Origin of the sequence: Pseudidiomarina terrestris, from assembly GCF_030466375.1 — a bacterium.
Classification (GTDB): domain Bacteria; phylum Pseudomonadota; class Gammaproteobacteria; order Enterobacterales; family Alteromonadaceae; genus Pseudidiomarina; species Pseudidiomarina terrestris.
This window is the reverse complement of sequence record NZ_JAGGJE010000004.1, coordinates 24,752-38,616: the sequence shown is the minus strand read 5'-3', so window position 1 is coordinate 38,616 and position 13,865 is coordinate 24,752. Positions and strand designations below refer to the sequence as shown.

The window sequence follows — 13,865 nt, the reverse complement described above, 5'->3', positions numbered from 1 at the left end:
GGGCATGGGAGCATCTAATTTTTTAAGACGGTATACCGAACTTCCTTTTTTAATAGACTTCTTAGCGACAGGAGAGCTTTTTTTGCCAAGCCCCAGAACTTGGGACGATAGAAATGATTCCTACTATCTAGAAAAGTATTCGAAGCTTTGTGGCTTAGAAGATGTATATGCGTTGTGTCTAACAGAAGCCCCGGAAACCTACCATCACTGGAAGATCTTTTCATCAGGTACGAGTGGGGTTTGTATAGTTTTTGACCGCGAGAAGTTTGTTTCAGAAGTCGAAAAAATTGATGATTTAACTGTCGGCCCAGTTCAGTACAAAACCATAAAGGAAATGCGAGGGGCATTGATACAGAGAGAAGATCTGCCTTTTTTAAAGCGTTACCCCTATAGAGATGAATGCGAACTTCGGTTGTTTAGTGGCCCAAAGCGCTCCATCCAAAATGGTCTACGTGTTGCCATTCCAAAAAATACAATAAGCCAGATAAGTCTGAGTCCTTGGTTGCCCAAGTCAGTAGTATCAGAAATAAAGCAATTACTAAAGGGAATTAAAGGCTGCTCAAGAATAAAAATTTATGCTTCCACCCTCGTAGAGAATGATCAATGGAAAAATCTTTCGGTCAACGTCAAATAAGTATAGGGATCATGAAAACGGAATTGCTGTAGCCGTTTAGTTGATATAAATCAGCTAGGAGGTTTTCTGTGCTAATGATTGGAGATCAAGGAGGATAATGTGTGGTCATTCATAGTTACGTTATTAGTGGTTGCTTCATTTACTATTTTGGCTAAGTTTGGCGTTGTTAAATTCGAACTGCTTCAGGAGGAAAAGCTAGCTAGAAATAGCTTCGTGTTTTTTCTTTATGCCTACCTACTTGTTACCGGGTTCTTAGCAGCTTCAAGCTATGAAAGAAGGTCCTATTTCAGAACGTTTGTTAAAAGCTTTTCAGGTATAGTGGAAGCAATTTATCTTAGTTGTTCAGGGAGCCTTGTAGGTTGGAGCCTTGGCCTGACAGTATATGTTGCCTTGATAGGCGAGTGGGGCTCACTCGCTTTGGGATTGGTGCTTACATCGTATATGCTTCTTTATGCTTTGGCTCCGATTTGGTATCACGAACAAATCTTATCTCAAAAGAATAAAATGACGGGGTTTATTTTCACTCAACCACGATTTTCTCAGCTGTTCCAAATTCTTGGATGGGTCTTTATCGTGGCTGCACTTGTGGGCTTTTATGATTTCTTTAGCGCTTAACGAGCCCTTTATCATTAAGGAAAAAAGTTGATTTCAGACGAAACAAAAGCGGGTGATATCTCTCAGCAGATCAGACGTCTCCTGAGCGATTCATCGTTAGTTCTTGATGGTGATTGGGGAGAGGGGAAGACTTACTTTGCTGGAAATACTTTCGTTCCGGACCTAAATACGGCTGGTGAAAGCTGTGTATTGCTCTCTCTCTCTCACTGGGTTAGCTGTTTTTATTTAATTTGTAATTTGGTGAATATAGTAAAAGGGAATTTATGGGAACTTCTTTTTTTAGACATTTGAACGCACAAATGGCGGGAGAGGCGGATAAAGCCCTCGTGGAAGAACTGGAATTTATATCTAAAAAAATCAACTCACTCGGTACTGAAGTTTTCTTGAAGCCTAGTAATTTATCAATGTCTGGGATCTTCGATGTAGTGCCATGCAAAAAAATGACAATGTTCACTTATACGGTGAGCAAAGGATTTGCCAAAATTGTCGAAGACTCGATAGATGAGTGTACAGGTGAGGTAAGACTGGTCTTTAGCTTTACAAGAGACTCCAAGCCTAGAGAAATTAGGGCTGTTATTGAAAGGTTAGTTGAAATAAATGACCAGCGTGAAACCGGCGGTACATTGGAAGTCTTAATTCAAAATCTATCACATATTAAATTTTTACAGAGAGATGACCATATAGTGTACGGGTCAGCGAATTTTTCGTTAAGCTCAGACTCTCCAGATCGGGAAATCGATCGCGGACGTTATCCCAGTTACGATGAGTTGCTTTGTGAAAGTGACTCGGGGGGGGAAAATGTCGCTGACCTCATGTGGAATTTTATGAAGAAGAAATATCCAGATATAACGCCTATATACATCCCACAGAACCCTGATAAAAGTGCGTTAAATCATATTTGTGATATAGCCTTTGAAAATTCGTTAAAAAGGTATTCTTATGGGCAAGTTTGCGGGCCAGTATTATCTAGGTCTATAGATCCGGAAAAGTTAGTCGATGGTATTTTTCAAAACCTTTCTGTAGACAAAAGTTTTTTCGAAGGTGACCCTGACCTTAGTTATTACAAAAATTTATATTCAGAAAAATTTGCTTCTTATTTAGAACACGTTAGTTTACAAGCCGATGACAGTCCCTCAGACGAGTTATACGATAGTTTGGACAGCTTTGTAGAGGCTGAAATAGAGGAGTATCAAGCTGGATATACGATTCCAGAACTCGCTATTGAAAGTCGGTTTGACGAGAGAGCAGAGGGATTGTTCGAGCCTACTCCTGAAGACCTCCAGTGCTTGTATGAAGATGTTGTTGCTGAAGTCAAAGATGAAATTTCGGTTCGAGAAGACGACTTCGTAGAGTCCTTTAACGATAAACTGAGAGGTATGTTGAGGGTGTTAATTTTGGAGAAAATTGAAGAGCATTGATAATTAAATTTATAGTTTCTTTTGCGTTTATAACCCCAGATCTGATCTGACAGTTACTAAGTTTTTCTGATGCCATTGTTAGATCAGGTAGCAACTAACTCAATTAATGTTAGAAATCGATAGTTTATATCAGCAAATTGATTTAGTAGTGAGTGAACCGCGTACTTCACTTCGATTCTACCCAGATTTGACTCGCTTTTTGTGCGTACGTAATCGCTATGTACTTTAAACGACTTATTCAAAATGCGCTGTCTCCACAGTACCCTGATTCCTGTGGAGTGATTATAAGAGTTATTTCATAAGAATAACTAAAAGCTCACACGAACAAAAAGGGACTCATTTGAGTCCCTTTTTTTTATTGACCTTTTCATGAACATATCTATGCTAAGTATTTATGAAAATAAAAAGTTAATTCAAATGGTTGGGGGAGAAAAGCCATCCATCGGGTCAACCTGGAAAAAGCATTTCACCTGCTGGCGGAAAACCTTCGTGCGCAAAGTGAACTCAAATTTATAGAAAATCTCACGAGACTGCTCAGTGAGTTGCTTAGTGCTGACCATGTCATGGTGTCTGAGGTTTTTGATCACGATCCCAAACGGGCCCACATTATCTCGTTTTTCTCGGGCGGTTGTCATCAGACATCAGGAAGCTATGACCTGCAGGGCTCGCCCTGTGAGAGCGTTTTAAATTCCGACTCCTGCATCTTTAATGAAGGTGTATGTCAAAGCTTTCCTGATGATGAGATGCTGCAGACGCTTGGCGCAGAAAGCTACATCGGCGTGCCCATGCTGACGGTTGAGGGCACCAAACTGGGCTTGCTGGCGATTCTTAATGACGCGCCAATGCAGTATTCAACAGATGTGTTGGCGCTGTTGCAGGTCGCCGCCTCTCAGGCAGCTGCTGAGCTGGCGCAAATGCGCTTCACCAACCACCTTAAAGAAAGCCAGCGACAGCTGCTGACGCTGATGGATAGCTTGCCCGGCATGGCCTACCGCTGCAAAAATGACCGCTACTGGACTATGGAAATGATGAGTCGGGGCGTGTACGAGGTCACCGGCTATCAGTCTGAGCAGTTACTCAATAATAACGAAATCGCCTATGCTGATCTGATTCACCCACAGGATCGTGATGAGCTGGACCGGGCAATAAGGTTGGCAGTGGCCAGCGACTCCTACTTTCAGGTTAATTATCGGATCATCCGCGCAGATGGCGCGGTGCGGTGGGTCTGGGAGCAAGGTAAGGGAGTACGTTCAGACAACGGCGATATCACCCATTTTGAGGGCTTCCTGCGGGATATTACTGAGCAGCATTTGCAGCAGCAGCGAATTGCCGAAATCGCCTTTAGTGATGAATTGACGGGATTGCCCAATCGCCCGGCGCTACTGGACTTTTTGCAACGGGAATATGAACAAACATCGGCGCCAGATCTGTTACTCGTCCTTCTCGATATTCGTGGTTTTCGCGCCATCAATCAGCGTTTTGGCTTACAGACCGGGGATACGCTGTTGCGTGTTATCGCCAGGCAACTACAAGCGGAGCTGCGTAAATTTGATCAGTCAGCCTTCCTGGCTCGGATTACCGGCAATGAGTTTGTGGTGGTCAGTGCAAATTACAGCGCGGGTATTGGCGACTTTTTGCAACTGGCGGACCACCTGACACAGCTTTTCGCTGATCCGATAGCGGTTCACGACCATCAGCTACTACTCAACTTTAAAGTCAGCGGGGCGTTTTCACAAACTGCGCAGTCCGGCTCTGAGTTGCTGCAGCAGGCGAGTATCGCGATGTATGAAGCCAAGCAAAATGACCTGAGCTATTGCACGTTCGATACAGATTTAGAACAGAAGGTGAGTCTGGAGCGTCGTCAGACCGAACGTTTCCTTCGTGCGCTACAAAACCAGGAACTTACCGTGCACTTGCAACCACAAATCGACCTCAACTCGAAGCAGTGTCTTGGTGCTGAGGTCTTGTGTCGCTGGTTCGACGATGAGTTGGGGACGGTACCTCCGGATACCTTTATCGCCATTGCCCGAAAGCAAGGGGTTCTGCCCGAACTGGGCTGGCAGGTCTTAAAGAAAACCTGCGCCCTTATTGAGGATTGGCAAACGCGTTACCAACAGGTTCCACCGGTCTCGGTTAATGTAGGCGCGCAACAATTTGCGTCCGCTGACATGGTCGACGAATTTGTCCGTATTTGTGGCGATTTACCGGCCAGCTCTATCATTCTGGAGATCACCGAAAGTGACCTGATGATTGATCCCAGACAAGCACTTGCAGTGACCAAACGACTGCGTGAGTATGGCTTTGAGTTAGCGATTGATGACTTTGGTACGGGGTACTCATCTCTTGCCTATCTGCAGTTGTTCGATGTTGATATTTTAAAAATAGATATTTCGTTTGTGCATGCAATGACGCTTGACGAGCAGAGTAAAACGCTGGTTAATACCATTCTTGTTATGGCAAAAACCTTAGGACTGACAACGATTGCTGAGGGCATCGAAACCGAAGAGCAGGCCATGCTGCTACAAAAGCTAGGCTGCGAACAGGGTCAAGGCTTTTACTTTGCCCGTCCTATGTCACCGGAAGAATTTGAAAAACAATGGCTCCATCCTTAAAAACACTTGGTCCTGGTATTATTCTTGCTGCCGCAGCGGTGGGCGCATCTCATTTAGTCGCCTCAACTCAGGCCGGTGCATTATTTGGTTGGCAGCTGTGGTGGCTGGTGGCCTTGGTCAATATTCTGAAGTACCCGTTCTTCCGGTTCGGGGTCTCTTACACCCTCAGTCATAACGAAAGCTTAGTAAGCGGTTACTACCGTAAACACCGTCTGTACCTCTGGGGCTTTGCTGTTCTCAATGTCATTGCCGCGGTTGTCAATACGGCCGGCGTGCTGCTGCTTACCGCCAGCTTGCTGCAGTTGTTTGTGCCGGGACTCAGCCTCAGTCTGTTATGTTGGCTGATTCTTTTTGCGTGCCTTATCGTGCTGCTCGGCGGCCAATACCGCAGCCTAGATCTGATCTCCAAGTGGATTATGGTGGCACTGACGCTTGCTACCGTCGTTGCGGTGGTGATGGCCTGGCTCAATCATGTGCCGCCGCCCGCAGATTTTGTGCCGCCATCCCCCTGGAAGCTTTCTGCGCTAGCGTTTCTGGTGGCAATGATGGGGTGGATGCCGGTTCCCATTGAGCTATCGGCAATTAATTCGTTGTGGCTGCGCAGCAAGCAAAAACTCACCGTGTTAACACTTCGCGATGGCTTGTTCGACTTTAACCTTGGTTATTGGGCGACGGTGATCTTGGCATTACTATTCTTAGCCTTAGGAGCGCTGGTGCAATTTGGTGCTGCGCAGCCGATAGCTATGGCCGGGGTGACCTTTGCTGAGCAGTTTGTATCCATGTACAGCGCCACCATTGGTGACTGGTCAGAGTATTTTGTAGGGGGCATCGCCTTCTTGTGCATGTTCGGTACGACACTGGCGGTGCTTGATGGCTACGCCCGTACACTGCGTGAAAGCTATCGCCTCATTAGCCGCCGCAGAAGCAGCCTGCGCTTATGGATTATCGGTCAGGCCATTGCCGGTATGTTAGTGATTCTTTACTTTCAGAGCGCGTTGGGGCCCATGCTGAGTTTTGCCATGACTCTGGCATTTTTAACCACGCCATTCTTTGCCTGGTTAAACTACACTCTGGTGCGCAAGCAACGGATGGCGATGGGGTTACATATTTGGGCCTGGCTAGGACTCACGTATTTATGTGGTTTTAGCCTGGTCTATCTGGTCTGGTTGGTGCTGGGCTAGGCAGTGGTGCGAGTCATCCGCAAATCCGTGGCATTGGACTCACAGAGCTTGAGGTTTGCGCCTACATACCCTTAAATGAAGGCACTCTAAAAACAATGAGGTTGATGCTAATGAATGTTTTATCCAGAGCTATCAGCGCGAGCTGTGTTACTGCTGCGTTGTTGTTGAGCCCACTAAGCCTGGCAGATGATCACGGTGCTCCGGTGGCAAAAATTGCCGCTGATGATGTGGTTGTGACCAATCACCGCGCCTCAATTAATGGCGAGCGCTTTGAGTATACGGCGACCACGGGTACGCAACCGGTCTTTAACGACGAAGGTGAAGCTACCGCAGCTTTGTTCTTCACTTATTATGAGCGCCAGGACGTAAAAAACCGTGAAGAGCGGCCATTGCTGATCTCTTTCAACGGTGGTCCTGGTTCAGCTTCAGTGTGGATGCATATCGCCTACACCGGTCCAAAATCCCTGCGCGTCGACGATGAAGGCTTTCCAATTATGCCGTACGGCGTAAAAGATAACCCACACTCCGTTTTAGATGTGGCGGATATCGTTTTCGTAAACCCGGTGAATACCGGCTACTCGCGCGTTTTGCCTAACGCAGAAGGCGAAATGCCGTCGAAGAGTGAACAGCAAAAAATGTTCTTTGGCGTCAACGCGGACGTCGACTACCTGGCGGATTGGGTCAATACCTTTGTCACCCGTCATGAACGCTGGCGCTCGCCGAAGTACCTGATTGGTGAAAGCTATGGTACGACACGGGTTTCCGGCTTAGCTCTGGCGCTGCAAAATCGCCAGTGGATGTATCTGAACGGCGTTATCCTGGTTTCTCCTACGGAAATCGGTATCGATCGTCTGGGTCCGGTGGAAGCTGCCAACCGCCTGCCGTACTTCGCCGCCACCGCCTGGTATCACGATGCTTTAAATCAGGACCTGCAAAGCAAAGACCTGATGGAAGTGTTGGACGAAGTTGAAGCCTATACGCTGAATACCTATTTGCCGGCGCTGGCCAAAGGCGCGATGCTCCCCGCCGCTGAGCGCGAGCAGGTTGCCGAGCAGGTCGCGCGGTTCTCAGGTTTAAGCAAGCAAACTGTGTTGCGCGCAAACCTTGATATTAATCCACGCTTTTTCTGGAAAGAGCTATTACGCGACCGCGGACAAACCGTGGGCCGACTGGACTCGCGTTATCTTGGTATCGACCGTGATGATGTTGGTGCCAGCCCTGATTACAACGCCGAACTGACGTCGTGGTTACACTCGTTCACGCCTGCGATTAATTACTACCTGCGTGAAGAGCTGAACTACAAGACCGACGTTAAATACAACATGTTCGGTCCTGTTCATCCATGGGATCGCAGCAATAACAACACTGGCGAAAACCTCCGCCAGGCAATGGCGCAAAATCCTTACCTGAACGTCTTAGTGCAGTCAGGTTATTACGATGGTGCGACCAATTACTTTGATGCCAAGTACACGACCTGGCACCTTGACCCAAGCGGTCGTATGGCGGACCGGATCGATTTTAAAGGCTATCGCAGCGGTCATATGATGTATTTACGCGCAGAAGATCTTAAGTCGGCAAACAGTGACGTACGTACGTTTATTGAGTCGACCGTGCCTGCTAAAGGTGAAGCCGCGAAATACGAAGCGAAGCAATAACACAACACAAAGGTCTAATCATGAAAAAATTAACCACGCTGGCCCTTGCGGTCAGCGTCGCTCTGGCGCTTCCAGTCCAGGCTCTAGCCGAAGAAACATGGGACGTACAGGCGCCACAAGGCGAATTTAAAGACGTTCAGATCAAGGTCAATGAAGGCACCTGGATGAACGTTGATTTAAGTCCGGACGGCAAATGGCTGGTGTTTGACTTACTGGGCGACATTTACCGCATGCCCGCCAGCGGCGGTGATGCGGAGCTGATTGCCGGTGGTATTGCCTGGCAGATGCAGCCGGTGTTCTCCCCTGACGGGAAGTATATCGCTTACACTTCTGACGCTGACGGTGGCGACAACATCTGGGTCATGGATGCAGACGGCAGCAATGCCCGTGCCGTGACCAATGAAACCTTCCGCCTGCTGAACAGCCCTGCCTGGAGCCCTGACGGCCAGTTCTTAGTGGCTCGGAAACACTACACTGCGCGCCGCTCTCTTGGAGCCGGTGAAGTCTGGATGTATCACGTGAACGGTGGTAGCGGTGTACAGCTGACCGAGCGCCCCAACGATCAAAAAGATCTGGGCGAGCCAGCGTTCTCTCCTGATGGGCGTTACATCTATTTTTCTCAAGATGATACTCCCGGCAAGACCTTCCATTACAGCAAGGATTCCTTAGAGGGTATCTACACCATCAAACGTTTTGATCGCGAAACCGGTGACATTGACGTGTTACTGGGTGGGGCCGGCGGTGCAATCCGTCCGACACCTTCACCTGATGGCAAGCACTTGGCTTACATCAAACGCGAAGACTTCAACAGCGTGTTGTACACCTACAACCTCGAAACCGGTGAAGAAAAGCGCCTGTATACGAAACTTGATCGCGACATGCAGGAAACCTGGGCGATTCACGGTGTTTATCCGACCATGGACTGGACTGCCGATGGCGAGTCTATCGTGTTCTGGGCTGACGGTAAGATCATGAAACTTGACGTGGCAACGCGTCAGGCGCGGGTGATTCCATTTACTGTTGAAACCACGAAAAAAGTTCAGACGGCACTGCATTTCAAACAAAGTCTGGGTGAAGACCAGTTCAATGTGAAAATGTTACGTAGCGTGCAGGTCGCCCCTGATGGCGAAAGTGTGGTCTATGAAGCGTTAGGGCATTTGTACCAGCGCGCTCTGCCAAACGGAAAGCCGCAGCGTCTGACCGATCGTGAGGGTGCCTGGGAGCTATATCCAAGTTATTCCCGCGATGGCGATAAGCTTATCTATGTCACCTGGGATGATCAGGAGCAGGGACAACTTATCGTTCGTGACCTGAACAGCGGCAAAGAGCGCGTATTGCCGACGGGCAAAGGCAAATTTATTGAGCCTGTATTCAGCCCGGATGGCAACTCTGTGGTTTACCGGAAAGTCAGCGGTGGTTATCTGACACCGGACACCTACGGTCTGAATCCGGGGGTCTATCACTTGTCATTAGCTGCTGACGCGCAGCCGCGACTCGTTAGTGAAGGCGGCTTCCAGCCACAGTTTGGTGCGCGCAACGATCGGGTCTATCTGATGAGTTCAGCGGGCGCACAACAGTTAATGTCCGTTGATTTGGCAACGAAAGAACAACGCACACTCTATACTTCTGAGCATGCCACTGAATACCGGGTATCGCCAGATGGTCAGCACCTGGCCTTTGCTGAGCGTTTTAAAGTATTTGTGACACCTTTGGTCGAACGTGGTTCGCCAATCACTATTGGTCCGAGTGATAAGCAGTTCCCTGTCGAGCAGCTCTCGGTGCGCGCCGGTGAAAACATTTCCTGGACCGCAGATGGTAAAAATATTTACTGGTCATTAGGGCCTGAGCTTTATCATGCGTCAGTCGGTGGCTTATTTACTATTGATAAAGGTGACACCGAGTTTGATAAAGTCAGTAGTGGCAGCAATATCAGTTTCTCAGCGGATACTGCGATACACGACGAAACCGTAGCCTTTGTTGGTGGCCAGGTCATTACCATGGACGGCGACAAGGTGATCACCAACGGTGCGGTTGTGGTGCGCGGCAATAAAATCATTGCGGTCGGCCGTGCTGCCGATGTGGAGATCCCAAGCGATGCTTACGTTGTCGATACCACCGGTAAAACGGTGATGCCTGGGTTGTTTGACGGGCATGCGCACGGTGGTCAGGGTGAATATGAGATCATTCCTGAGCAGAACTGGCAGGCCTATGCCAACCTCGCTTTCGGCGTAACTGCGATTCACGACCCATCCAATGATACGTCGGAGATCTTTACTGCCAGCGAAATGCAACAAGCAGGTCTTATCGCTGCGCCGCGGACGTTCTCGACCGGTACCATTTTGTATGGCGCGAACGGACCAGGCTATACCTCTCACATCGATAGTCTGGACGATGCCAAGTTCCATCTTGAACGCCTGAAAAAAGTCGGTGCTTTCTCGGTGAAGAGCTACAACCAGCCACGTCGTAATCAACGTCAGCAGGTTATTCAGGCAGGTCGTGAACTCGAGATGATGGTGGTGCCAGAAGGCGGTTCGTTGTTGCAACACAACCTGTCGATGATTGCAGATGGTCACACCACCATTGAGCACTCAATCCCGGTGGCTGAAATCTATGACGACATTGAGCAGTTCTGGAAGCAAACGGACGTTTATTACACGCCAACCTTAGGTGTGGCCTACGGCGGTATCTGGGGTGAAAACTACTGGTACGCCAAGACTGACGTCTGGAAACATCCAAAACTATCCAAGTTCGTGCCGCAGGATAACTTAGTCGGCAAGGCCATGCGTCGCGAAACTGCGCCTGACCACCACTATAACCACATCAATAATGCTGAAGTTGCAAAGCGTTTAACCGATGCAGGTGTGAAAGTGGTCGCAGGTGCTCATGGTCAACGTGAAGGACTCGCGCAGCATTGGGAGATCTGGATGATGGCGCAAGGCGGGATGACGCCGCTGGAAGCTTTGGCGACGTCCACCATTAACCCAGCCATGGAGTTTGGTCTGGACCATGTGATCGGTTCTCTGGAAGAGGGCAAGCTGGCGGACATTATCGTCATTGATGGTAATCCGCTGGAGAACATTCGCGTCACCGACCGGGTCACTCATACCATGGTCAACGGCCGTTTGTACGATGCTACCAACATGAACCAGTTGGTACCGGAAGCCGCGCCGCGCGCAGCATTTTTCTGGGAATAGACCAAGGTCGTAGGCTGAAATTTTCAGCTGTGGCTGTATCTTTACCAGAAGCTCGTTATAATCCCGCTATATTCGTATAGCGGGATTTATTTTTTTTATGAATAATATAAAAGACATTGACCTCAATTTACTGGTCTATCTGGATATGCTGTTACGCGAACGGAACGTGACCAAAGCCGCTGCCCAGCTCAATATTACCCAACCCGCCATGAGTAACGGCTTAAAGCGTTTGCGTAGCTTGCTCAATGATCCGATTCTGGTGCGTACCAGTGAAGGCATGATTCCGACGGAGACCGCAAAGCGCATGCAGGACCCTGTGCGTCAGATCTTATATTCCGTGGAAGAAATGGTGCAGCCGGCCCGCGATTTTGAGCCGGCGTCTACGGATCGCGTGTTTCGTATCATGGCTTCAGACTACGCCGCCTCAACCTTGATGCCAAAGTTGCTTGCCAGTCTCAAAGCCCAGGCCCCGATGGTGACCTTAGATATCATGACGCCGAGCGATATCAGCTTTCATGACGTCGAAAACGGTAAAGTCGATATTGCTATCAACCGTTTTGAGAAGCTGCCGCAGTCATTCCATCAAAAAGCCCTGTGGGAAGACGATTTTTCCTGCCTGATGCGTAACGATCACCCGTTATTGCAGGACTACAGTCTGGCGAATTACTTGCAGGCGGAGCACGTCTGGGTCAGCAAAACTGGCTTTGGCGTAGGCGTTGGTATGGATCCCCATGACGCACAGAAGCTCGGCTGGGTTGATGAAGCTCTGGCCCAGCTCGGGCACAAGCGTGATATCAGGGTCTTTACCCGTAATTATCACGTTGCCATGCATCTGGCGCGGCAAGGATTGATAGCAACGCTCCCCACCCGGGCAGCGTTGCTGTATCAAGATGATGAAGAATTGACCCTGCGTCAGCCGCCTTTTGCAATTCCAGATCTCGATTTAACTATGATCTGGAGTCCGCTACTGCAGCATGACGCTGGCCACCGCTGGTTCCGGCAACTGGTGGCCGAAACCGCGGAGAACCCTTAACCAAAAATGGTAAAGAGTTGTTCGTTTAGCCATAAGTGGGCAAAGATACTGGCAATAAAGCCTAAAGCGATTGCCGGCGCCCACTTCAGGTGACTAGCAAAGGTATAGTAACCGCGCGCTTGCCCCATCAGAGCCACGCCCGCGGCTGAACCGATCGATAGCAAGCTGCCGCCGGTACCGGCCGTCAGGGTAATCAGCAGCCACTGCCCGTGGGACATATCAGGTTGCATGGAAAGGACGGCAAACATGACCGGGATGTTGTCGATAACGGCAGACATGACCCCCAAGGCAACGTTGGCTAAGGTAGGCGACCATTGTGTATAGAGGGTGTCGGAAAGTAGATGCAGGTACCCCAAAAAGCCTAAGCCGCCCACACACATTACAATGCCGTAAAAGAACAAGAGGGTATCCCACTCGGCGCGTTGCACGCGGCTGAAGACATCAAAAGGAACCACACTTCCGAGACGTTTTAAGCGCTCTATATCGCCGGCGCGTTCCGCCATGGCGCGTTTACGGGCCAGCGAGCCTGGCAATGTCATACGCAGGTAATAACCGAAGAACTGCAGGTAACCCAAGCCCATCATCATGCCCAGCACTGGCGGCAAATGCAGGAACATATGGCATGACACAGCGGTGGCTATAGTGAGCAGGAATAGCCCTGTGATGCGCAGTGCACCGCGTTTTAATTCAACCTCTTCATACACCGCGTGCGGCTTTTTGTTGTCGATGAAAAAGTTCATGATCAGCGCCGGTACCAGGTAGTTCAGTACTGAGGGGATGAAGAGCACGAAGAATTCATGGAACTCGACAATGCCTGCCTGCCAGACCATCAGCGTGGTGATATCACCAAAAGGACTAAATGCGCCGCCAGCGTTTGCCGCAACAACGATGCTGACGCAGCTCATGCCAATGAATTTCTTGTCACCATCGGCCACTTTCATAACCACCGCGCACATCAGCAGGGCGGTGGTCAGGTTATCGGCGATGGGAGAGATGAAGAATGCAAGACAACCGGATATCCAGAACAACTGGCGGTAAGTAAAACCCTTTTTTACCATCCATGAGCGCAAGGCATCGAACAAACGTCGCTCCTCCAGCGCGTTGATGTAGGTCATCGCCACTAACAGGAACAGCATGAGCTCGGCAAATTCCAGCAGGTTGTGCCGGAAGGCATCTTCAGCGACGCCCGGAAAGCCCTGATCGATGTAGACCCAGCCAATCATCATCCAAATCAGCCCGGCAGCGACCAGAACGGGTTTAGACTTGCGCATATGCAGGCGTTCTTCGCCCATGACCAGCACATAAGCCGCGGTAAAGATGACCAGTGCGATAATACCAACGGTTGAAGTAGTTAAATCCAAGGGCCCTGACGCAGCGAATGCTGCAGGACTAACGATTAAGAAAGCGAAGGCAACAAGAAGTAGCTTCCACATGTGTCTATTTTCCTTGCACACAAAGGTTGTTAGGGAGGATTGCGCGGGCATACTACCACAAAAGATGATGGCGGCAGCTGAGGGATTAGT

The 13,865-nt window shown here is 49.3% G+C and carries 9 protein-coding genes; 8 read left to right on the top strand and 1 reads right to left on the bottom strand.

All coding sequences use genetic code 11. The annotated features are described in order from the left end of the window. The first annotated feature begins 4 nt into the window (after nt 1–4). From J6J28_RS09745 to J6J28_RS09710, 8 genes are all read left to right on the top strand, one after another. Entirely contained in the window at nt 5–634 is a 630-nt protein-coding gene (locus J6J28_RS09745) for a hypothetical protein (RefSeq protein ID WP_301721412.1), read from the top strand. Between the two features lie 99 nt (nt 635–733). Next, a complete protein-coding gene (locus J6J28_RS09740) occupies nt 734–1,249 on the top strand; it encodes a hypothetical protein (protein ID WP_301721410.1) in 516 nt (171 codons plus the stop codon). A 263-nt stretch (nt 1,250–1,512) separates the two neighbouring features. Then, nucleotides 1,513–2,667: a phospholipase D-like domain-containing protein gene (locus J6J28_RS09735; RefSeq protein ID WP_301721409.1), complete on the top strand. Its 1,155-nt coding sequence runs from the start codon at nt 1,513–1,515 to the stop codon at nt 2,665–2,667. 437 nt (nt 2,668–3,104) lie between these two features. Beyond that, on the top strand, nt 3,105–5,279 hold the full coding sequence (locus J6J28_RS09730) for a putative bifunctional diguanylate cyclase/phosphodiesterase (RefSeq protein WP_335342739.1): 2,175 nt from the start codon (nt 3,105–3,107) through the stop codon (nt 5,277–5,279). Continuing rightward, on the top strand, nt 5,264–6,460 hold the full coding sequence (locus J6J28_RS09725) for an NRAMP family divalent metal transporter (protein WP_301721407.1): 1,197 nt from the start codon (nt 5,264–5,266) through the stop codon (nt 6,458–6,460). The genes J6J28_RS09730 and J6J28_RS09725 overlap by 16 nt, the downstream gene beginning before the upstream one ends. Nucleotides 6,461–6,570: 110 nt before the next feature. After that, on the top strand, nt 6,571–8,115 hold the full coding sequence (locus J6J28_RS09720) for a S10 family peptidase (RefSeq protein WP_301721406.1): 1,545 nt from the start codon (nt 6,571–6,573) through the stop codon (nt 8,113–8,115). A gap of 20 nt (nt 8,116–8,135) precedes the next feature. After that, nucleotides 8,136–11,309 (top strand): amidohydrolase family protein, encoded by a 3,174-nt coding sequence (locus J6J28_RS09715; protein ID WP_301721405.1) that lies wholly within the window; start codon nt 8,136–8,138, stop codon nt 11,307–11,309. Between the two features lie 97 nt (nt 11,310–11,406). Beyond that, nucleotides 11,407–12,342, top strand: coding sequence for a LysR family transcriptional regulator (locus J6J28_RS09710; protein ID WP_301721403.1), 936 nt, complete (start codon nt 11,407–11,409; stop codon nt 12,340–12,342). Here the strand turns inward: J6J28_RS09710 and nhaD are convergent. Continuing rightward, nucleotides 12,339–13,775 carry a sodium:proton antiporter NhaD gene (gene nhaD / locus J6J28_RS09705; RefSeq protein WP_301721402.1) on the bottom strand — a complete coding sequence of 479 codons (1,437 nt, stop codon included), beginning with the start codon at nt 13,773–13,775 and terminating at the stop codon, nt 12,339–12,341. The two genes, J6J28_RS09710 and nhaD, sit on opposite strands and share 4 nt — an antisense overlap. Nucleotides 13,776–13,865 lie beyond the last annotated feature (90 nt).